This window comes from Vibrio sp. 1F253, from assembly GCF_041439295.1.
Classification (GTDB): Bacteria; Pseudomonadota; Gammaproteobacteria; order Enterobacterales; family Vibrionaceae; genus Vibrio; species Vibrio tasmaniensis_A.
On the sequence record NZ_JBGONU010000028.1, the window covers coordinates 45,939 to 66,348 of the forward strand.

Annotated in this window: 21 protein-coding genes; 16 read left to right on the forward strand and 5 right to left on the reverse strand. The window is 43.2% G+C overall.

Annotated features, from left to right (window positions below; all coding sequences use genetic code 11):
* Positions 1-88: 88 nt before the first annotated feature.
* Both ACED28_RS14530 and ACED28_RS14535 read right to left on the reverse strand, forming a co-directional pair.
* Positions 89-595, reverse strand: coding sequence for a hypothetical protein (locus tag ACED28_RS14530; RefSeq protein ID WP_009848584.1), 507 nt, complete (start codon positions 593-595; stop codon positions 89-91).
* A gap of 139 nt (positions 596-734) precedes the next feature.
* Positions 735-1,868, reverse strand: coding sequence for a flagellar assembly protein FlgT (locus ACED28_RS14535; RefSeq protein ID WP_017099160.1), 1,134 nt, complete (start codon positions 1,866-1,868; stop codon positions 735-737).
* 192 nt (positions 1,869-2,060) lie between these two features.
* Between ACED28_RS14535 and ACED28_RS14540 the strand changes: the two genes are divergently transcribed.
* Together ACED28_RS14540 and flgP are read left to right on the forward strand one after the other, a co-directional pair.
* Positions 2,061-2,696, forward strand: coding sequence for a FlgO family outer membrane protein (locus ACED28_RS14540; RefSeq protein ID WP_012603422.1), 636 nt, complete (start codon positions 2,061-2,063; stop codon positions 2,694-2,696).
* 9 nt (positions 2,697-2,705) lie between these two features.
* A complete protein-coding gene (gene flgP / locus ACED28_RS14545) occupies positions 2,706-3,137 on the forward strand; it encodes a flagellar assembly lipoprotein FlgP (protein ID WP_012603423.1) in 432 nt (143 codons plus the stop codon).
* Between the two features lie 284 nt (positions 3,138-3,421).
* Here flgP and ACED28_RS14550 read toward each other — a convergent pair whose 3' ends face one another.
* The 3 genes from ACED28_RS14550 to flgA form a co-directional block, all read right to left on the reverse strand.
* On the reverse strand, positions 3,422-3,847 hold the full coding sequence (locus ACED28_RS14550; protein WP_086048932.1) for a flagella synthesis protein FlgN: 426 nt from the start codon (positions 3,845-3,847) through the stop codon (positions 3,422-3,424).
* 65 nt (positions 3,848-3,912) lie between these two features.
* Positions 3,913-4,230, reverse strand: a complete 318-nt coding sequence (gene flgM / locus ACED28_RS14555) for a flagellar biosynthesis anti-sigma factor FlgM (RefSeq protein ID WP_029223115.1) — start codon at positions 4,228-4,230, stop codon at positions 3,913-3,915.
* Positions 4,231-4,407: 177 nt separating this feature from the next.
* The gene (gene flgA, locus ACED28_RS14560; RefSeq protein ID WP_371707868.1) at positions 4,408-5,154 is read right to left on the reverse strand and encodes a flagellar basal body P-ring formation chaperone FlgA; all 747 of its coding nucleotides are present in this window, start codon (positions 5,152-5,154) and stop codon (positions 4,408-4,410) included.
* A 76-nt stretch (positions 5,155-5,230) separates the two neighbouring features.
* Between flgA and ACED28_RS14565 the strand changes: the two genes are divergently transcribed.
* The 14 genes from ACED28_RS14565 (at position 5,231) to ACED28_RS14630 (ending at position 19,798) form a co-directional block, all read left to right on the forward strand.
* A complete protein-coding gene (locus ACED28_RS14565; protein ID WP_009848577.1) occupies positions 5,231-6,157 on the forward strand; it encodes a chemotaxis protein CheV in 927 nt (308 codons plus the stop codon).
* A gap of 11 nt (positions 6,158-6,168) precedes the next feature.
* Positions 6,169-6,996, forward strand: coding sequence for a protein-glutamate O-methyltransferase (locus tag ACED28_RS14570; RefSeq protein ID WP_009848576.1), 828 nt, complete (start codon positions 6,169-6,171; stop codon positions 6,994-6,996).
* A gap of 255 nt (positions 6,997-7,251) precedes the next feature.
* On the forward strand, positions 7,252-7,647 hold the full coding sequence (gene flgB / locus ACED28_RS14575) for a flagellar basal body rod protein FlgB (RefSeq protein ID WP_009848575.1): 396 nt from the start codon (positions 7,252-7,254) through the stop codon (positions 7,645-7,647).
* A gap of 4 nt (positions 7,648-7,651) precedes the next feature.
* The gene (gene flgC / locus ACED28_RS14580; protein ID WP_009848574.1) at positions 7,652-8,065 is read left to right on the forward strand and encodes a flagellar basal body rod protein FlgC; all 414 of its coding nucleotides are present in this window, start codon (positions 7,652-7,654) and stop codon (positions 8,063-8,065) included.
* A gap of 17 nt (positions 8,066-8,082) precedes the next feature.
* Complete coding sequence (flgD, locus tag ACED28_RS14585) at positions 8,083-8,793, forward strand: flagellar hook assembly protein FlgD (protein ID WP_009848573.1); 711 nt, start codon at positions 8,083-8,085, stop codon at positions 8,791-8,793.
* Positions 8,794-8,838: 45 nt separating this feature from the next.
* Positions 8,839-10,143, forward strand: a complete 1,305-nt coding sequence (gene flgE, locus ACED28_RS14590) for a flagellar hook protein FlgE (RefSeq protein WP_017100669.1) — start codon at positions 8,839-8,841, stop codon at positions 10,141-10,143.
* 270 nt (positions 10,144-10,413) lie between these two features.
* The gene (gene flgF / locus ACED28_RS14595; protein ID WP_371710142.1) at positions 10,414-11,163 is read left to right on the forward strand and encodes a flagellar basal-body rod protein FlgF; all 750 of its coding nucleotides are present in this window, start codon (positions 10,414-10,416) and stop codon (positions 11,161-11,163) included.
* 21 nt (positions 11,164-11,184) lie between these two features.
* Positions 11,185-11,973 carry a flagellar basal-body rod protein FlgG gene (flgG, locus tag ACED28_RS14600; protein WP_009848570.1) on the forward strand — a complete coding sequence of 263 codons (789 nt, stop codon included), beginning with the start codon at positions 11,185-11,187 and terminating at the stop codon, positions 11,971-11,973.
* Between the two features lie 71 nt (positions 11,974-12,044).
* Positions 12,045-12,821 (forward strand): flagellar basal body L-ring protein FlgH, encoded by a 777-nt coding sequence (flgH, locus tag ACED28_RS14605; protein ID WP_012603427.1) that lies wholly within the window; start codon positions 12,045-12,047, stop codon positions 12,819-12,821.
* A 93-nt stretch (positions 12,822-12,914) separates the two neighbouring features.
* Positions 12,915-14,006 (forward strand): flagellar basal body P-ring protein FlgI, encoded by a 1,092-nt coding sequence (locus ACED28_RS14610; RefSeq protein WP_017056857.1) that lies wholly within the window; start codon positions 12,915-12,917, stop codon positions 14,004-14,006.
* Positions 14,007-14,016: 10 nt separating this feature from the next.
* Positions 14,017-14,958, forward strand: a complete 942-nt coding sequence (flgJ, locus tag ACED28_RS14615; RefSeq protein WP_371710143.1) for a flagellar assembly peptidoglycan hydrolase FlgJ — start codon at positions 14,017-14,019, stop codon at positions 14,956-14,958.
* Between the two features lie 220 nt (positions 14,959-15,178).
* Positions 15,179-17,059 (forward strand): flagellar hook-associated protein FlgK, encoded by a 1,881-nt coding sequence (gene flgK / locus ACED28_RS14620; RefSeq protein WP_371710144.1) that lies wholly within the window; start codon positions 15,179-15,181, stop codon positions 17,057-17,059.
* A gap of 9 nt (positions 17,060-17,068) precedes the next feature.
* Complete coding sequence (flgL, locus tag ACED28_RS14625; RefSeq protein WP_017100666.1) at positions 17,069-18,259, forward strand: flagellar hook-associated protein FlgL; 1,191 nt, start codon at positions 17,069-17,071, stop codon at positions 18,257-18,259.
* Positions 18,260-18,661: 402 nt separating this feature from the next.
* Positions 18,662-19,798: a flagellin gene (locus tag ACED28_RS14630; RefSeq protein ID WP_017100665.1), complete on the forward strand. Its 1,137-nt coding sequence runs from the start codon at positions 18,662-18,664 to the stop codon at positions 19,796-19,798.
* The last annotated feature ends 612 nt before the right edge of the window (positions 19,799-20,410 follow it).

The window sequence follows — 20,410 nt, forward strand, 5'->3', positions numbered from 1 at the left end:
TTTGTATCTGATAATCAGCCTCTCAGCTCGAGTACCAACTCCAGTACGTCAGAATCCAAAGTTTCTAACGAAGTTATCGAGGTTGATACTACTTCAGATCAATGCTGTTCAATCGTCCCATAAAGATAAGCAGCTCAATCACATCTTTGTGAGCTTCAAGCAGTGCTCGTTTGGTTTGGCTGTAGGCTGCGAGTCGACCGTGTTTCCGTATAGAACATACTTTCGTTCTGTATTTGTAATCACCATTCTCAGAGAAAACACGCCATTTCGCTATGTAGCACTCGTCGCGATGTTCAGGGTCACTCTGCGTTGGATTAGGCTTAAATACAATTTTAGGCTCTAAACTATGAGGCAGACGTGTCATGAGATAGGGTTCTTTGAGGACCTTTGGCCAAAACTTGCCCCAAAGCTGTCTACCCAGCTCATCTCTTAATTTGATGGTTTTCTTGAGTGCTTTGTCTTCCCCCATACGAACAAAGCCAACTGAACGATGTAATACCGTATCGTCGGGTGTATGAATGTGGATCTTAAAAGCGGTCTTACCTTTCGAGATAAAGCGGTAACCGGTAGCACCAATTAGATTATTCTGGCTCATAGTTTGCTAAATGATGATTATGTTATTAATAAGGTTACGACAAATACCGCGAAACCGAAACTAATCCTCATGAAAAAAATAAAGCCTTAGTACTTTTGCTAAGGCTTTATTAGAAAACATGAGTTGATGGTGCTGCTAACTACATGATTTTCTGCATTACATCACCAATTTGAATGCTTCCCGCAAGGCTTGGTTGATCAATGGTGAGTTCAGCTTCGTTTTCATAAACGCGAGAAACCGTCAGGGTGATATCGCTTTGAGAGACCTTATTGCGTGGCAAGCCTCTTTGGTCGATAAATGAACCTGTGTGCCAAAGCTGAAGTTTGTCACCTTGTTCTACACCGTGTATTCGGCCTAAATCAATGGTCACCATATTCCCAAACACAGCAGCAACTTCAGGAAGCGTGATTTTACAAGATACTTCCGATTCTAAATCCAACATAATATTACGACTGACACGAAGCATCATGCTGCCATAGGTTGATGCCCAGAAACGAGCACTGCGTGTGTCGATTTCACTGGTCTTCGCAAATGGCCATTTTGCTACTTCACGATAGCTTCGGTTGTAAACCTGATGACCTGTTTTACCATCGAATACCTGCATTTCTAACGCAAATTGGCGATTGATAATGTCGTCTTTCAAAAGCTTCGATTCAATGGTTGCGGTTAAGTCGGTGATGTCACCACCTATGATGTACTGTGCCCCCGTATCTTGTGCGATCATTTTGATCACTTCCGGTCGACGCTTGTCTATGTCGTAATTTGTTGTACCAACAGAGACAAAACTGCGAGATTCTTGCGCCAGTTGTCGGTTAACGACATGGCCAAAATCATCACCAATGTTATAGATTCGGCCCATCACAGCTTGTTGTGGAGAGCTTACATCAATATTACCGACCAAAAACGTCTTCTTATATTGGCTTTCATGGCAAGCACTTGCCGAAGGGTAGATGTCTATCCTTGCAGTGACCATTATATTGCCACCGCGTTTCTTCTCTTTTTCTACTAAGATGTAGCGCACTTCATGATTGGTAAATTGAAATTCTTTCTTTTTTGCATCTAAGTAGGGGGTGAGGTTTGCAATACTGCCGATGTCAGCGCCAGAGAACTGTATGGCTTTGTAAACGGCATCCTCTAGGGCATGAACCCTTGCCGCATCCTCTGACGATACGATGGTTGCAGTACCGGTAACTTCATACCAAGAGGCATGAGTACTGAAGCTGATGGTTGTCAGTAAACTTATTGAAAATAAGTAATAAATTATTTTTTTCATCTATTCGTTACCAGTTGGGTATAAATATTGCTTAACAAATATCTATAAGCTTAAAGCTGACTCAAGTGCGTTTTTCATAATCTGAACCATTAATGAAAAGCAAAGATTGTTCCAACATTGTAATCCATTGAAAAGAGTCATGGCGAGAACATATTGGAACAGCAAGCACTAAATATATCTGGAGATAAGAGAATGAAAAAATGGCTCGTAGTAATGAGTGTCATGTTAATGACATCATGCGCTTATTCGCCAATCTATAACGGTAAATCTGAGTATTCAGGCAGTCCGTTTATGTTGATGGACAGCCCGCGTCATACCATGGATTTTTTCGTGGAAAGCATGACCGAAGATTTGATCTTGTCGAATACGAGTATTTCAGCCAGAACACCCATTGCCATTACCTCGTTTGTCGATCTGCAACACATGGACACAACCAGTTGGTTAGGAAACTCGGTATCAGAAGGTTTCATTCATCAGTTTCAGCGTCGAGGTTTTAAAGTGGTTGATTTTAAAACCACAGGCTCTATCCAAGTGACCCACCAGGGGGATTTTGCTATTAGCCGCGATTGGAAAGACTTAGCCCAAGAGCAAGACGTCCAGTATGTTTTGACTGGAACTATGCTTCGTCAAGAAGGCGGTGTTCTAGTGAATGCTCGTGTGGTCGGAATGCAAACTCGCATCGTTGTTGCTTCCGCACAAGGCTTTTTACCTGCAGACCGTATTGGTCGTGACTTAGATACTCTGAACAGTATTCGAACTCAAGATGGGGTTATTATTCGTTCTGATCCAACGATCAGTCAGCCTCATACTGTTATTCTTCGCCCTTAGGAGTTCGTGATGAAGAAGTTAATATTTGTTGTTGCCGCTTTATTGCTTGTCGGCTGCCAACCATTACAAAGCATGAGACCTAATGACTTTTTGGTTGCGGTTGGCTACGCGAGTGTCAGCGAGCAGAAAGGTCGTAATGACGAAGAGAAACGTATTCGAGCAATGAGAGCCTCTAAAATTGATGCGTATCGTGAACTTGCCGAGCAAGTGTATGGTATGCGCGTGAGTGGTCGAGCTGAGCTTGAAGATCAGCGTCTTGGTACTGAGAGAACTTCAGGCGCGGTTGATGGTGTTATCCGTGGTGCCGAAGTGGTGCGCAGTTACCCTGTTGGCGACAGCTATGTGACTGAACTGCGGTTAGATATCCAAAAAATGGAACAACTGCGTAATTATGGCGAAGTTCAGCCAGTGCCTGAGAAGAGACAACAAACGTTGTTCTAGTTTAAGGATCGTCTAGTTATAGGTTTCTCCTTTTATATTGGCTGCTATTCGCTTTCCAGATGGCGTAACGGCAACCAGTAACGGTTATGAATAAGAAAGCGGTAAGTATTAAAGTACTTGCCGCTTTTTTGTTTATCGGCTTGGGGAGTACATTCACAGGTTTAGTGGGAGATTTGACTGGTGTAACGAGAAGGGTAGGCTGAGATACAGATACAGATACAGATACAGATACAGATACAGATACAGATACAGATACAGATATGAGAAGGAGGTGGTTTACCTAACTAGGCTTTAACGTTGGTTCCTAGCGTAGAAATTGTATGCGTTTGGCCTCCGGCATTGTAGGTCATGCCAATTTTGCCGTGACTTTGCTGCATCATATTGCTGAGTTTTTTGAAGCTAAGGTGTGCTCGATTCAAGGCTTCGCCATTTACCAAGTTCGCTTGATGGCAGTCGTGCACTATGGATTTGATGGTTGTGACTAACTGAGCAAGTTCAGGGTTCTCGGTCAGTTCAGATATATTAGTATGGGCAGCGATTCGTTGATCGGTTGATCTTAGTTGTTCAACAAGAACCACTTTCTCTTTGGCTATTCGCTCAATATCGCTTGATTGTCGGCTTGTAATAGCGATTTTCTCTGAACTCAATAATTCAGATAAGGCTTTGGCATTTTGAAGTTGGAAATTAACTAAATCTGCTAGTGCCGCCATAATGTAACCTACTAATAACCTCGTGTACTTTAAGATAATAACTTTATTTTAAAGCTAATGTTTGCTTAAAGACCTTTTAATTCGTTTTCAAATTTCATCATGTTGTCGGCCAACTTTTCTGGATCAACAGTGTATGAACCATTTGCGATCGCTTCTTTTATTGCCGCGACTTTCACTGAATCGAAACTTGGTTGTGCTGCCATCTCTTGATGGAGTTGACCAATCGCCTTGCCTTGTTGGCTTAGTGAAACCGCATCTTTGCTTGCTGGTGATTTAGATGATGCATCAGATCTTGATGCCTCAGACTTAGAATCAGAGCGTACTGCTGAGCGGTTAGTGCTCGCTAGGGTTTGCCCTGAACGAATATTATCAATACCTGCCATAGTTAAGCCTTTTTCTTCAAAATGGGAACCTGTACAGTCAATATCGACCATGGGTGAGAATACTTTAGCAATTTTAAGCTCAATAGTCGAAAACGAACCAAACACCTCAACCGTTATAATTGGATGTTAGAGTTGAGAATAAAAGCGCTAACGATACCGACACTTTAAAGTGAAGTGTTAAAAGTAAACCGTGACTTCAGACATGCTGGTAACAATACCTTCGATTATACGCTGTGATTTGTCATTTTTCACCCTAACTTGATCACCCATTGAGCCATCGGTAAGTGCAGTACCTCTGGTGGTAATGGTCATGCCACCTTTTACTGCCTGTATGATAACCTTCTCATTTCGGCATACGACACAAATATCGCCTCTTTCGACAACATCACCGGGTCTTAGGTTCTTTTTTACCTTAGCACCGATGACTTGTTGTGGAGTGGTAAAGCCTTGGCGACGAAATTTGTTGAGAGAAATCATCGCAGTCGTGACGTCGTATTGACCGACAATTTCGCCTCTCGCCAGTGAGCGAGTCGTTGTGACAAGTGGTACTGACATTGAAAGGCGCACTGGCACGTAAACACGCCATTCATCAGGAACACAACGAACTAAAACAGTAATGCTGCTGCGAGTGTTGGTTGTTGTCGAGGCACTTGTCTCGAGGGGGATAGGACAATTTGTAGCTTTGATTCTAGAGTCTACATTAGCGGAATTAACAAAAAGTTCACCGCCTCGCGGTTGCTCCACCGAGTCAAGGATGTGTTGCTCAGCCGCTGATTGGATCATGTCAATTTGTTCCGGCGTTGCCGCGTGTGTAAAAAAACTAAACAATATTGTTAGAATGCCGATAAACTTAGCGACAGTTTTAAAAATAGTTCTACACATAGCTATGGGAAAAAGATATATGTTTGCTTTATGATATGTCATTTTATTTCTCTAGTGGTTCGTAGCCTGCAGTAGACTAACACTTTCTATCCAAAAAGTTTGATATGGAGATGAGCTCATGACGGGTATTCTTGATTCAGTGAATCAGCGTACGCAACTCGTCGGTCAAAACCGATTAGAATTACTAACCTTTCGCCTAATGGGGCGTCAGCGTTACGGTATTAATGTATTTAAAGTGAAAGAGGTTTTACAATGCCCTCGTCTGACTTTAATGCCAAATTTACATCATCTCGTAAAAGGTGTGGCTCATATTCGTGGTCAGACAGTTTCTGTCATTGATTTGAGCCTAGCGGTAGGCGGACGTCCTACATCTGATATCGATAAGTGCTTTGTGGTGATTGCTGAATTTAACCGTACTATCCAAGCATTCCTCGTAAGCTCTGTAGATAGAATTGTTAATATGCACTGGGAAGCTATTCTTCCACCACCAGATGGTTCAGGTAAAGATAATTACCTAACAGCGGTAACCAACATCGATAATGAATTGGTTGAAATTCTGGATGTTGAAAAGATTCTTGCTGAGATCTCGCCTGTTGATGAAACCATGGATAGCAGAATCGCAGAGGAAATTGCAGAAGTTGAACAAGAGAAAGAATTGGTTCGCCGAATCTTGATTGCTGATGACTCGACGGTTGCTCGTAAGCAGGTTCAACGTGCTATAGAATCTATTGGTTTTGAGGTCATTGCTGTTAAAGATGGTAAAGAAGCCTATGAGACTCTGATGAAAATGGCATCGGAAGGCAGTATTTACGATCAAATTTCATTGGTGATTTCAGATATCGAAATGCCTGAAATGGATGGATACACGCTGACTGCTGAGATTCGTCGTCACGCAGAACTAAAAGATTTATACGTAATTTTGCACTCATCATTGAGTGGTGTATTTAACCAAGCCATGGTTGAGCGTGTAGGGGCTAACTCCTTCATCGCGAAATTCAATCCTGATGAGCTTGGTGGCGCGGTTAAAGCTGCGTTAACTAACTAAAAGAGACATTAATGACTGCTATAACAATAAGTGATCAAGAGTATCGCGATTTCAGCCGTTTCTTAGAATCTCAATGTGGCATTGTATTAGGTGACAGTAAGCAGTATTTAGTGCGCAGTCGTCTAAGCCCATTAGTAACGAAGTTTAATGTTGCTTCATTGTCTGATTTGCTAAGAGATGTAGTGACAGGTCGAAACCGTGAGTTGAGAGTGGCGGCAGTGGATGCTATGACGACTAACGAGACACTTTGGTTCCGAGATACTTATCCGTTTGCTGTACTAGCGGATAAACTTCTACCGGAAATAGCGGCAAATAAACGTCCTATCAAGATTTGGTCTGCGGCAAGCTCTTCAGGCCAAGAACCATACTCAATGGCTATGACGATACTTGAGACCCAAGCACGTAAGCCGGGTATGTTGCCAAATGTATCGATTACCGCTACTGATATTTCAGCAAGTATGTTGGATATGTGCCGCACCGGCGCTTATGACAACCTTGCCTTGGGCCGAGGACTTTCTCCTGAGCGCCGTCGCACTTTCTTTGAAGATGCTGGCGATGGTCGTATGAAAGTGAAAGACAACGTTAAGCGAATGGTAAACTTCCGTCCTCAGAACTTGATGGAGAGCTATGCACTGTTAGGCAAATTCGACATTATCTTTTGTCGTAACGTGTTGATTTATTTCTCTCCAGATATGAAGTCAAAAGTACTTAACCAGATGGCAAATAGCCTGAATCCTGGTGGTTACTTGTTATTGGGTGCGTCTGAATCGTTAACCGGCTTAACGGATCGTTTTGAAATGGTTCGCTGTAATCCAGGCATCATCTACAAATTAAAGTAATTAGTGTCACCACTTTAAGGTGCAATATTACTGTCCAAATTTAAAACCCAGCCAAGTGCTGGGTTTTCTTTTTCTAATTTAATCTATATCTTTAAGTCAGAGTGACATTCCAATTTACTCTATTTGTTGGCTTGTATATTGCAAGTTTACCCACGAGTAACCTGTAAAAGTAATGGTCGGCCACTTTGTTTTTAAAGTTGGTATATATATTGCTTAGGTTATTTCATAACAGTCAGTTCTTGAGTTGAGGTTTACATGGCTATTTCTTTTGACAATGCTTTAGGCATTCACCAGCACACAGTTGGTGTACGTGAGCGTAACGCTGAGGTGCTTTCCACCAATATCGCGCAAGCTAACACGCCTGGGTATAAAGCAAAGGGATTAGACTTTAATAAATCACTGCAGGCGGCAAGTTCTGGGGCAAGCATTGGTCTTAGCCGAACAGACGGTCGGCATATTTCTGCCTCAACAACGGTGAATGGGGAAACGAAGTATCGAATTCCTACGCAACCTGATACTGGAGATGGCAATACGGTTGATTTGGATTTGGAACGAAATCTTTTCATGCAAAACCAAATTAGGCATCAAGCCTCTCTCGACTTCTTAGGAAGTAAGTTCAAGAATTTAACTAAAGCGATAAAAGGGGAATAACTAGATGAGCTTATTTAATGTATTCAATGTGACTGGTTCTGCGATGAGTGCTGAATCTGTTCGTCTAAATACTACCTCAAGTAACCTTGCTAACGCAGACAGTGTAAGTAGCTCTGCTAAAGACACTTACAAGGCTCGCCACGCAGTGTTTGGCGCTGAGTTAAATCAGGCACGTAATAGTGGTCACACTGTGCCAGTAAAAGTATTAGGTATCGTAGAAAGCGATAAACCGCTGAATGCGGAGTACAACCCAGATCACCCGTTAGCGAACAACGAAGGCTACATCTATAAGCCTAACGTGAACGTTATGGAAGAAATGGCAAACATGATTTCAGCATCACGTGCGTATCAAACAAACGTACAGGTTGCTGACTCGAGTAAACAAATGCTGCTGCGTACGCTGCAGATGGGTCAATAAGGATAAGGAGGTAGCAAATGGCTGGAATCAACAATGTTGGTCAAAGCGGCTTGTCCTATGTTGACCAGCTGAAGAGTCTTCAAGATGGTGCTAAGAAGCCCGATGAAACGACAGGTAAGCAAGATCTTAAACAAGATGACTTCTTATCGTTGTTGACTAAGCAACTTGCACAACAAGACCCTTTTAAGCCGGTTAGCAATGACCAGATGATTGCGCAAATGGCTTCATTTGCGACCGTAGATGGCATTGGCAAAATGAATACACAGTTTGAAAGCTTGAATTCATCAATGACCTCTAACCAAGCACTGCAGGCATCTTCTTTGGTTGGCCGCGATGTATTGGTTCCTGGAGCGGCAGGTGTGAAACAAGGTGATGGCGGTATGGCGTCAATGGTTAAGCTTCCTCAGGCAATGGACAATGTAATGGTCCGTGTTGAGAATGAAGTTGGCCAATTGGTTCGCACTTTTGATATCGGCTCAAAACCATCGGGTGACACGCGTGTTGAGTGGGACGGAAAAGACGAAGACGGTAATCCATTGCCGGCCGGTAAATACAACGTGAAAGCGTCGGGTTTATTGGAAGGTGAGAACACAGAGTTCCAAGTGTCGAGTTATGCGAACGTGAACAGTGTGCTTCTTGGTAAAGGCGATGGCAACGTACTACTCAATCTGGCTGGTTTTACATCGCCAGTACGACTTGCTGAAGTACTAGAAGTTGGTAAAGCGTAGCTCTTTTTAGAGTGATTATGCTAGCTAGATTAGGAGAATATTGGAATGTCATATGTATCTTTAAGCGGTCTATCCGCTGCACAGTTAGACCTGAATACAACCAGTAACAACATTGCGAACGCAAACACATTTGGCTTTAAAGAGTCTCGTGCGGAGTTCGGGGATGTTTACTCAAGCTCGTTGTTCACTAACGCAAAAACGACGCCAGGAGGCGGTGCGCAAGCTAGCCAAGTGGCACAACAGTTCCATGAAGGTTCAAGTATCTATACGAATAACCCAATGGACTTGCGTGTAAGTGGTACAGGTTTCTTTGCAGTATCGAAAGACCGTATGGTGCCAGAGATCAATGAACTAACGCGTAATGGTGCATTTCACCTAAACAAAGACAACTACATGGTTACGGCCAATGATGAGTTTCTTTTAGGTTATGATGTCGATCCAAACTCGGGTGAAGTTCTTTCTTATGCACCAAAGCCTCTCGACATTCCAGCTGAGTTTGGTAAGCCTAAACAGACAGAAAACATTGAAGTAGGGGTTAACCTTCCTGCGAACGGTGATCTTAAAGACCCGGCAACATTTGATTTCAAAGATCCAGATACCTATAACCGTGCAACGTCTTCGACGGTCTACGATTCTATGGGACAGTCTTACAAGTTAACGACTTACTACCTAAAAGATCAGACTCAACCGAATACTTGGCAAACGTACTACACCATGTCAGATGAAACGGGCGAGAAGCCGGTAAACATTACTGGTGGCGACGCGACGAATTCAGCAGGTCATGTTGGTCACACCATGAAATTCAACAATGACGGTACCTTAGCAAGCCTTAACAGTGGTCAGCCAATTCTATCTGATCCAATCGGCGCTGGTGAGAACGCAGTTGATTTGAACGGTGCAGATCCGACACAGGTACTTAACTTTGGTCTGGATTCTTCAACTCAGTTTGCCGCTCCATTCGAACTGTCTAGGTTTGATGAAGATGGCGCGACAACTGGTTTCTTAACGAAAATCGATTTTGATGAGTACGGCAGTGTTCTAGGCAGTTACTCAAACGGTGAAAATGTGATACTAGGCCGCGTAGGTTTAGTTCGTGTACCTAATGAGCATGGTCTAGATAAGAAAGGCGGCACTCAATGGGATTCTACTAAGGCTTCAGGTGATAAAATCTGGGGTGAATCAAATAAAGGTTCATTTGGTAGTATCAACAATGGCTCACTAGAGCAGTCGAATATCGATATGACTCAAGAATTGGTTGATTTGATTTCTGCTCAACGTAACTTCCAAGCGAACTCTCGTTCTCTAGAAGTACACAACCAACTACAACAGAATATTCTTCAGATTCGTTAATCGTTTCGAGCGTTTGAATCATCTGCGAATACCCAATTCAATGTTATTGAATTGGGTATTGTTGGTGAATTACGTATGGCTGCTTGCTTGTCTATTTGCCGCCCCTATTGCCGCCCGGTAATGCCTCTGGCAACAATTCTTCCTCAATGATCCTTTGCGATCAGTCTTTTTTGTTGTTTTTTCATTTAAGTTTTTGATAAATAACAGTTAAAAATATTGGCATAGTGTTTGCTTTATTAGTTCCAGAAAATGATTTTTTGGAGCAAAATTATGGATCGCGCACTGTTTCTTGCCATGAGTGGCGCTAAGCAAAATATGCAGGCTTTGCAGCTGCGTTCAAACAACCTCGCCAACGTAAGTACAACGGGTTTCCGTGCTGATTTAGCACAGGCACGTTCAATGCAAGCGTATGGCGAAGGCATGCCTACTCGTGTTTTCAGCATGACAGAGCGTCCGGGTCATAATTTCGCTCAGGGTAGTGTGGTTACTACTGGCCGAGATCTCGATGTCACCATTCAAGGTGATGGTTGGATTTCAGTAATGGACAATACTGGCCGTGAAGGTTTAACCCGTAACGGTAACCTAAGGGTTGACCAAAACGGTTTGCTTACCAACGCAAGTGGCCATTTAGTGCTTGGTGAAAACGACGCACCAATCACGCTCCCAATCCCAATCAGTAAAGTAGAAATTGGTACAGATGGTACGATTTCGGTGATTCCTCAAGGCGCTCCAGCTGAAGAATTAGCCGTAGTTGATCGTATCAAGCTTGTGCGTCCAGATAACCAAAGCTTGTTTAAAGATACGAATGGCCTCTTCCGTTCGAAAAAACCAGATCAGGCATACGAAGCAGATGCAGCGGTAACGTTGCTTAAAGGTGCTATCGAAGGCAGTAACGTAAATGCCGTAGGTGAAATGACCAGCTTAATTGACTTACAACGTCAGTTTGAAATGCAGGTCAAGATGATGAGCACAGCAGAGGAAATGGACAAGTCGTCTGATTCACTGCTTCGTATGAGCTAATAGAATTTTAAGGAAATTGCTATGCATCCAGCATTATGGGTAAGTAAAACCGGTTTAGACGCCCAACAAACCAATATTTCAACAATTTCAAACAACCTTGCCAACGCCTCAACCATTGGTTTTAAAAAGAGCCGTGCGGTGTTTGAAGATTTGTTCTATCAGAATATTAACCAACCAGGTGGCCAATCGTCTCAGAATACTGAGTTGCCAAGTGGTTTGATGTTGGGTGCTGGTTCTAAGGTAGTTGCAACTCAAAAGGTGCACACTCACGGTAACGCACAAACAACGTCGAATAGTCTAGATATGATGATTGAAGGCGACGGTTTCTTCCAAGTTGAGATGCCAGACGGTGAAACAGGTTACAGCCGTAATGGTCAGTTCACATTGAACGGTGACGGTGCGATCGTAACATCGGGTCAAGGTTATGCCCTACAACCCGAAATCGTTATTCCTGAAGACGCGATCTCGGTAACGGTTGGTAACGATGGTGAGGTGTCGGTTCGTCTACGTGGTCAGCAAGACAACGTCGTGGTTGGTCAAATCACCATTACTGATTTCGTAAACCCAGGTGGTTTAGAGCCCATTGGCCAAAACCTTTACTTGCCTACAGGTGCAAGTGGTGACCCGCAAGAGGGCGTTCCGGGGTTGAATGGCTTAGGTAATGTTCGTCAGTCTATGCTTGAAGCATCTAATGTAAACGTAACTGAAGAGTTGGTTAACATGATCGAAGCTCAACGTGTATACGAAATGAACTCAAAAGTTATCTCGGCGGTAGATAAGATGATGAGCTTCGTTAACCAACAGCTGTAGCTGGTTAATTCGCTGTTTACTTATTTCTTTTAATCGTTCTGTTTACTATTGTCTGCTGAGAGTACATCGCCATGAAACGTATTGTTTGTTTAGCTCTGTTTTTATCTATGACGGGTTGTACCACACTGGAGCCAATTGAAACTCCGGCGCAAGAGAACGCAACCACAGTGGTTGATGCTGTAGAAGGCGACAAGGCTGCCCAGGAAAGCTCTGGTATTATCGACACACTTCGAGATAGAACTGACCCTATTGCTGGTGATCCTGCATGGGCGCCAATTAACCCGAAGAAAAAACAAGAGCATTATGCGGCAGCAACAGGCTCACTGTTCAATGCTAACCACATTGGTAGCATGTATGACGACTCAAAACCTCGCGGAATTGGTGACATTATTACAGTTGCGTTAGATGAGAATACGCGAGCGACTAAAAAAGCTAATGCAGATATGTCTAAATCGAACGATGCATCGATGGAACCGTTAGCTGTAGGTGGTGAAAATCTAGAACTTGGTAAATACAACTTTTCTTACGATCTGAGTAACACCAACACCTTTGCTGGAGATGCATCAGCTAACCAAAGTAACAGCATTAGCGGTTACATTACCGTTGAAGTTATTGAAGTATTAGCTAATGGCAACCTAGTGGTTCGCGGTGAAAAGTGGATGACGTTGAATACGGGTGATGAGTACATTCGCTTAAGTGGCACCATCCGCCCTGACGATATCGACTTTGAGAATACCATTGCTTCGAACCGTGTTTCGAATGCACGAATTCAGTACTCAGGTACGGGTGTGCAGAAAGATATGCAAGAACCTGGGTTCTTGGCACGATTCTTTAATGTATCTTTGTAGAGCTTGAGACTGTGTCGACATACTGGCACTTTAAGAATTATCTAATTTCAAGCTAACTCATTATAAATTAAAGCAATACAGACAGGTTACTCAATGAAAAAACTGACACTCGTACTCTTCGGCATGCTATTTCTTGCCACCAGTGCTCATGCCGCGCGTATAAAAGACGTGGCAAAAGTAGCGGGTGTTCGTAGTAACCAACTTGTCGGTTATGGTTTGGTCACAGGTTTGCCGGGCACCGGTGAGACAACTCCCTTTACCGATCAAACGTTTAACGCAATGCTGCAAAATTTTGGCATTCAATTGCCGCCTGGCACCAAGCCAAAAACCAAAAACGTTGCGGCGGTAATCGTTACCGCTGAACTTCCGGCATTCTCTAAGCAAGGTCAGGAAGTAGACGTAACGGTGTCGTCTATTGGTTCAGCAAAAAGCCTTCGTGGTGGTACTTTGCTGCAGACTTTTCTTAAAGGTCTAGACGGTCAAGTGTACGCTGTGGCACAAGGTAATTTGGTTGTGAGTGGTTTTAGTGCTCAAGGCAACGATGGTTCTAAGCTCGTTGGTAACAACCCAAACGTCGGTATCATCTCTAGCGGTGCGACGGTAGAGCAAGAAATCCCAACCCCATTTGGTCGTGGTGACTACATCACTTTCAACTTAATCCAATCTGATTTTACTACGGCTCAGCGTTTAGCTGATGCGGTTAATAATTTCCTAGGCCCTCAAATGGCGTCTGCGGTCGATGCGACTTCTGTAAAAGTTCGTGCGCCACGTGAAATCAGCCAACGTGTGGCTTTTTTGTCTGCCATCGAAAACATCGAATTTGACCCTGCAGAGGGCTCTGCAAAAATCATTGTTAACTCTCGTACCGGTACTATTGTTGTTGGTAAGCATGTGCGCTTAAAAGCAGCAGCAGTAACACACGGCGGCATGACAGTCGCAATCAAAGAAAATCTAAACGTGAGTCAACCTAACGCATTCTCTGGTGGTCAAACGGTAGTCGTTCCTGATTCGGACATCGAAGTAACCGAAGCCGATGGTAAAATGTTCAAGTTCGAACCCGGTTTAACGCTCGATGATTTGGTACGCGCTGTCAATGAAGTCGGCGCCGCACCTTCTGATTTAATGGCAATCCTTCAAGCACTGAAACAAGCGGGTGCAATTGAAGGTCAGTTGATCATTATTTAAGGGATAAAGCATGATTAAAAATAACAATGACATCGGCTTTATTCACGATATTGGTAGCCTAGACCGTCTTCGTCAACAAGCGGTAAGCGGTGAAGAAGGCAGTGAAAAAGAAGCGCTAACCGCTGCAGCAAAACAGTTTGAATCTATTTTTACCTCGATGTTGTTTAAGTCGATGCGTGATGCGAACTCGAGCTTTAAGTCAGATATGTTGAACAGCCAGAATGAACAGTTTTATCGTCAGATGCAAGATGACCAAATGGCGAGTGAACTCAGTGCGTCAGGTTCGCTCGGTCTTGCGGACATGATCGTAGCTCAGTTAAGTGCTGGTCAAGCAAATGATGCAACTGAAGATAAGGTTCGCAATGAAGGCTTTGATACTTCACTGCAAAGACCGCAATACTCGGGGCGTTCAGAAGATAGAGCACCTGAAGTTCAATCTGCGCAAGCTATGTCAGTAACAGACGTGTCAGCAGCAAAACAACCCGTTTCCTTCGACTCTCCAGAATCGTTTGTTGCCTCAATGAAGCCTTACGCTGAAAAAGCGGCGAGCGCACTCGGTGTTGATTCATCACTGCTATTGGCACAAGCGGCACTTGAAACAGGTTGGGGTTCTAAGATGATTAAGAACTCTTTGGGCAACAGCAACAACCTATTCAACATCAAAGCTGATAGAAGTTGGAAGGGCGATAAGGTTGCTACTCAAACTCTAGAGTTCCATGGTAAAACAGCCGTTAAAGAGTCTGCTTCTTTCCGTTCTTACTCTAATTTCGAAGATAGCTTTAATGATTACGTGAAGTTCTTGAACGAAAACCCAAGATACGAAACGGCATTGCAGCATCAAGGTAACTCTGAGAATTTCATCAAAGGCATTCACCAGGCGGGTTACGCAACCGACCCTAACTATGCCGACAAAGTTTTACGAGTTAAAGCTAAGATTGATGAGATGAAATAGCGTTATTGAATGCACTCGAGAGCTTGCCACCGGCAGGCTCTTTTCTTATCCGCCCCTTCAGTCTTACGCGCCATCCATAGTTTTCTCCTTACACTTCAACAAATTATTGTATTTTAACTCTCCGTTGTTTCTATTGGCACATATATTGCTATTTATCTTAATAATAAGCTGTAGTAGTTAATCAGTTCATGCTGATTTTGTTAAGTTTTTTGGGGGCATTATGGCGTCGGATCTTCTGAATGTAGGAGCACAAAGTGTTCTTACTGCTCAGAGACAGCTAAACACCACAGGTCATAACATTTCTAACGCCAACACAGAAGGCTATAGCCGCCAGTCTGTGGTTCAAGGTGTGAATGACCCGCGCCAGTACGGTGGTCAAACCTACGGTATGGGTGTGCATGTGGAAAATGTTCGCCGCTCGTGGGACCAATTTGCCGTCAAGGAACTTAACCTATCAACAACCAATGCCGCTAACAAAGCGGATACCGAAGCTAACCTGGATATGCTGTCAAGCATGTTGTCATCGGTTGTTTCGAAGAAAATCCCAGAGAACCTTAATGAGTGGTTTGATTCTGTTAAGACGCTCGCTGATACGCCGAATGATGTGGGTACACGAAAAGTCGTCATAGAAAAAGCTGGGTTATTAAGTAAAACGTTAAATGAATTTCATGAAACCGTTCGTCAACAGTCTGATTCTGCGAATAAGAAATTAGACATGGGTATCGAGCGAGTTAACCAAATTGCATACGAGATCCGTGATCTTCAGCGACTAATGGTACGAACTCCCGGACCTCATAATGATCTACAAGATCAGCACGAACAGCTAGTTAATGAGCTTTCTGGTTACACTAAAGTGACGGTGACACCACGAGCTAATAATGAAGGGTTTAATGTCCATATCGGTAATGGTCATACCTTAGTTTCTGGTACAGAAGCGAGCCAACTGAAAATGGTCGATGGCGTACCAGATGCACATCAGCGTCGTCTTGCTATCGTAGAAGGAAAGTCATTAAAGGCGATTACTAACCGCGATATTGATGGACAAATCGGCGCGATGTTAGACATGCGTGATGAACATATTCCTGCAGTTATGGATGAGCTTGGTCGTTTGGCGACCGCGTTTTCATACGAGGTCAATGCACTGCAATCGCAAGGTTTGGATCTCAATGGCAATGTAGGTAAAAACCTGTTTACCGATGTGAACTCTGAGTTAGTGGCTAAGTCTCGTGTTACTGCTCATGGACAGTCTAAAGCGGATGTCGCGGTTTATATTGATGATACTTCTGCTCTGAAAGGCGGCGAGTATGGTCTGAAATACGATGGCAGCGATTATGTGGTGATTAAGCCAGATGGTGAAACGGTAAAAGTTAGCACTAATTCAACCGGCAATGCCTTTTATTTAGATGGCATGCGAGTGGAAATTCGAAATCCGCCTGAACTGGGTGAGAAGCTTTTACTACGCCCAACTCGCAACTTTGCCGCGCAGATTCAGATGGAAACCAAAGACCCTAAAGATATTGCGGCGCAAAGCTATGAGGCATCAACTACCTTTGCCAAAGGCACTGCAGGTTTCAAAATTTTGGCGGCAGGTCAATTACGAGAATTTGAAGTGATCGTGTCACCAAAGGGCGAACAGTTTGCAGTTACCGATCCTAAGGGCAACATACTTATGCAGCCTCAACCGTATCCACCACAAGGCCCTGTGACAATTAATGGCACAACGTTTGAACTTACACCGGGCGCGGTGGCAAACGATAAATTTACGGCAAACCTTGTCCCATCAGAAGGTGACAATGGCAACTTGCGTAAATTGCAAGATCTCCAAACAGGCAAAGTCTTGGATGATGGTGAGTCTACTATTTTAGATCTTTACCACAACTTGAATACCAATACGGGCTTGAAATCTTCAACGGCAAATCGCTTGAGTGATATTGCTAGGCTAGAAAAAGAGTCAGCTCAAGAACGTATTGCTTCAGTCTCTGGGGTGAACCTAGATGAAGAAGCAGCAAATATGATGAAATTTCAGCAAGCGTACATGGCTTCTTCACGCATCATGCAAGCCGCCAATGATACGTTTAATACTATTTTGGCTTTGAGGTAGGAGATATAAATGTTGACTCGTATTTCTAGCTTTCATAATTATCAGTCAGTACAAAATGACTTTCGCCGCCAAGAAAACAAGGTGCATCATAATCAAGCACAACTGGCTTCCGGTAAGAAATTACAGTCGGCGAGTGATGATCCTTTGGCGACGCATTATTTACAAAACATCGGCCAGCAATCTGAGCAACTTAAACAGTATGTCGATGCGATCACTCTAATTAGAAACCGCCTTGAACATCATGAAGTCATGGTCGCCAACTCGGAAGGGTTCGCGGATGAAGCAAAACGAACCGTGATGGAAATGATTAACGGTGCACTTTCTCCGGAAGACCGCTTAGCGAAGAAACGTGAAATTCAAGAGTTATCGAATAATCTTCTACATTTAGCGAATACTCAAGATGAGTCAGGTAACTACACATTTTCAGGAACCAAGCCCAAGAGCCAGCCATTTTTTCAAGATAATGAAGGGAATGTTTCTTATCAAGGTGATGACTATCAAAGAAAGATGCGAGTAGCAACGAGCTTTGAAATGGCAATGAACGATCCGGGCAGTAAGTTGTTTATGGAAATAGATAACCCGTTCGGTGATTACGAACCTCAGTATGACCTTGAACCAGCCTCTGAGTTATTGCTAGGGCGTGCAACTAATACAGCTGACGATAGTGCAACTTATAAAGTCACTTTTGTTGATATGCAGACGGGCAAGTTCGCTTATCAGCTTGAAAAAGACGGTGCAGTGGTTGCTGCAGAAGATTTTGACCCTTCGAAGGGAGTTGTTTATGAAGGTTTGAATATCCAATTCAAAGGACAGATCACGAAAGGTGACTCGATCACTTTAGAGCCGAGAGAGACATTCTCTATCTTTGATACGTTCAAAGAGACCGCCGAACAGGCAGAAAATCCTGTATCAGATGCATCGGCAACGGCAAAGTTGCACCAAATGACCGAAGAATTTCATGCCGCGTTTATTCATTTGACTAAGGCGAGAACGGATGTCGGTGCTCGTTTGAGTACATTGGATATTCAAGAGCAGCAACATGAAGATTTTAAGTTGTCTTTAGCGAAAGCAAAAAGCAATTTTGAAGACTTGGACTATTCGAAAGCCATCATTGAATTCAATGAAAACTCTCGAGCGCTACAAGCTTCACAACAAGCGTTTGGCAAGACGAAAGACCTGACCTTGTTTAATTATATTTAGCTATGAACAGCCGTTAATCTGGGGTTAATTCTCTGCCGTATGTGCTATGCCATATGTGCGAATAATTCTATGGATTGCCACTTTTTTGTTCAGTGTGGCATGTTTGAAAAATAGCGGCAAAAAACGGCAACGAGAGATATCAATATCTTATTTTCTCGACTTGATATAATTAGCTCTTATGGGGGGTTGTAGTTTAAGTGTTTGTTTTTTATGTTTATTTTAGGTTTATTGGAATTAAAATAAAAGTTGGCACACAACATGCTTTTATAATTTTCATAAATGATTAATACAGATCTTAAACCTTATCTAGGGTTTATCGCGTAATACACGGTCAGTGCTTATCCATATGAGAGTAAAGCTGGCCGCTTCGCAGTGACTTTGCGAACTCATAAGGAGAGCAATATGGCTATTAATGTAAGCACTAACGTATCTGCTATGACAGCACAGCGATACTTGAATAAATCGTCTAATGACTTAGCGACTTCTATGGAGCGTTTGTCATCAGGTCATAAAATCAATAGCGCAAAAGATGATGCGGCAGGCCTGCAAATCTCGAACCGCTTAACCGCGCAATCACGTGGTCTGGATGTAGCAATGCGTAATGCTAATGATGGTATTTCGATTGCTCAGACAGCAGAAGGTGCGATGAATGAATCAACGAACGTATTACAACGCATGCGTGACTTGGCGATTCAATCATCAAACGGCACCAACTCTCCGGCAGAGCGTCAAGCGCTAAACGAAGAGACAATGGCACTTCAAGATGAGCTTAACCGTATCGCAGAGACCACTGCTTTCGGTGGCCGTCGTCTATTGAATGGTTCATTCGGTGAAGCTTCATTCCAGATTGGTTCAAACTCTGGTGAAGCTATGATCATGGCGTTAACCAGTATTCGTGCTGATGACTTCCGCATGGGAGGAACGACGTTCGACTCTGAACACGCTAAAGACAATAGTTGGGAAGTTCCACCAACAGCAAAAGACCTTAAGTTTGAATTTAAAACTAAAGCGGGTGAAGCCATTGTTCTCGATATAAGCGCCAAAGTGGGTGAAGATATCGAAGAACTAGCAACTTACATTAACGGCCAATCTGATCTAGTGAATGCGTCTGTGACGGATGAAGGTCGCATGCAAATATTTGTTGCGGAACCTGATTTAGAAGGCGCGATGTCGATCTCGGGCAGTTTAGCCTCTGAGCTAGGCCTTAAAAGTGAAGGTCGAACTTCATTGGTTCAGGATATCGACTTGAATACCGTTGCTGGTTCACAAAACGCAATCGGTGTAATTGATTCTGCGATGCAGTATGTCGATTCACAGCGTGCTGATTTGGGTGCGAAGCAGAACCGTTTAAGCCACAGTATTAATAACTTGGCAAATGTTCAAGAGAACGTAGACGCTTCAAACAGCCGAATCAAAGATACAGACTTTGCGAAAGAGACAACGCAAATGACCAAAGCTCAAATTCTGCAACAGGCAGGTACATCAATACTTGCTCAAGCAAAACAGTTGCCTAACTCTGCAATATCACTATTGCAATAGTTATTGGTTGAACTTGCTACTCGTGTTCAGACGTGAACTGCGTAGCAAGGGAAACTGGCAAGCATACTTACTATCGGGTGTTTAGCTCTCTCATCTCTCACCTGCTATCCATTTTTACGGTAAGAATGCAACGGCGCGTCGGAAATGTGTTCATTTCTCGATGATCTCCGCACAGGCTCTGACACGCCAACTAGCCCCGTTTCCTTAACAGGGAAAGGGGCTTTTTCCTTTCTATTTCTACACTTTTATTTTCTTTTAGATCGTCTAGTTTACCTTTCAAATCCGCAAAACCTCGATCTCACTTATTTGTTTCACGACAAACAACTCAACTCTTTGTATAAGAAGCATACCAATCTGAGCTCTTTGGCGACTATTCATTTCTCTATATAGGATAACTCAAACAGTGATTAGTGTGTTTTTTGAACACTTTTAAATGCATTCTCAATTGAAGGCTGCCACTGTTATAAAAAATGTGAAATTTTAAGTGTCTGATAAATTTGATTTTAATATTTAATTTGTGGTTTTTTGAAAGTTTTTCTAAAGCTTCTGAATTTTGAGCCGTTATTAAAAGTAACTTAGAGATAACTACTTGGTTTTCCGAGACGTCGGAAG

Excerpts from the sequence above, each read along its gene's own strand:
- ACED28_RS14530 (WP_009848584.1), bottom strand. The coding sequence starts at position 595 with ATGAGCCAGAATAATCTAATTGGTGCTACCGGTTACCGCTTTATCTCG.
- ACED28_RS14535 (WP_017099160.1), bottom strand. The coding sequence starts at position 1,868 with ATGAAAAAAATAATTTATTACTTATTTTCAATAAGTTTACTGACAACC.
- ACED28_RS14540 (WP_012603422.1), top strand. The coding sequence starts at position 2,061 with ATGAAAAAATGGCTCGTAGTAATGAGTGTCATGTTAATGACATCATGC.
- flgP (WP_012603423.1), top strand. The coding sequence starts at position 2,706 with ATGAAGAAGTTAATATTTGTTGTTGCCGCTTTATTGCTTGTCGGCTGC.
- ACED28_RS14550 (WP_086048932.1), bottom strand. The coding sequence starts at position 3,847 with ATGGCGGCACTAGCAGATTTAGTTAATTTCCAACTTCAAAATGCCAAA.
- flgM (WP_029223115.1), bottom strand. The coding sequence starts at position 4,230 with ATGGCAGGTATTGATAATATTCGTTCAGGGCAAACCCTAGCGAGCACT.
- flgA (WP_371707868.1), bottom strand. The coding sequence starts at position 5,154 with ATGACATATCATAAAGCAAACATATATCTTTTTCCCATAGCTATGTGT.
- ACED28_RS14565 (WP_009848577.1), top strand. The coding sequence starts at position 5,231 with ATGACGGGTATTCTTGATTCAGTGAATCAGCGTACGCAACTCGTCGGT.
- ACED28_RS14570 (WP_009848576.1), top strand. The coding sequence starts at position 6,169 with ATGACTGCTATAACAATAAGTGATCAAGAGTATCGCGATTTCAGCCGT.
- flgB (WP_009848575.1), top strand. The coding sequence starts at position 7,252 with ATGGCTATTTCTTTTGACAATGCTTTAGGCATTCACCAGCACACAGTT.
- flgC (WP_009848574.1), top strand. The coding sequence starts at position 7,652 with ATGAGCTTATTTAATGTATTCAATGTGACTGGTTCTGCGATGAGTGCT.
- flgD (WP_009848573.1), top strand. The coding sequence starts at position 8,083 with ATGGCTGGAATCAACAATGTTGGTCAAAGCGGCTTGTCCTATGTTGAC.
- flgE (WP_017100669.1), top strand. The coding sequence starts at position 8,839 with ATGTCATATGTATCTTTAAGCGGTCTATCCGCTGCACAGTTAGACCTG.
- flgF (WP_371710142.1), top strand. The coding sequence starts at position 10,414 with ATGGATCGCGCACTGTTTCTTGCCATGAGTGGCGCTAAGCAAAATATG.
- flgG (WP_009848570.1), top strand. The coding sequence starts at position 11,185 with ATGCATCCAGCATTATGGGTAAGTAAAACCGGTTTAGACGCCCAACAA.
- flgH (WP_012603427.1), top strand. The coding sequence starts at position 12,045 with ATGAAACGTATTGTTTGTTTAGCTCTGTTTTTATCTATGACGGGTTGT.
- ACED28_RS14610 (WP_017056857.1), top strand. The coding sequence starts at position 12,915 with ATGAAAAAACTGACACTCGTACTCTTCGGCATGCTATTTCTTGCCACC.
- flgJ (WP_371710143.1), top strand. The coding sequence starts at position 14,017 with ATGATTAAAAATAACAATGACATCGGCTTTATTCACGATATTGGTAGC.
- flgK (WP_371710144.1), top strand. The coding sequence starts at position 15,179 with ATGGCGTCGGATCTTCTGAATGTAGGAGCACAAAGTGTTCTTACTGCT.
- flgL (WP_017100666.1), top strand. The coding sequence starts at position 17,069 with ATGTTGACTCGTATTTCTAGCTTTCATAATTATCAGTCAGTACAAAAT.
- ACED28_RS14630 (WP_017100665.1), top strand. The coding sequence starts at position 18,662 with ATGGCTATTAATGTAAGCACTAACGTATCTGCTATGACAGCACAGCGA.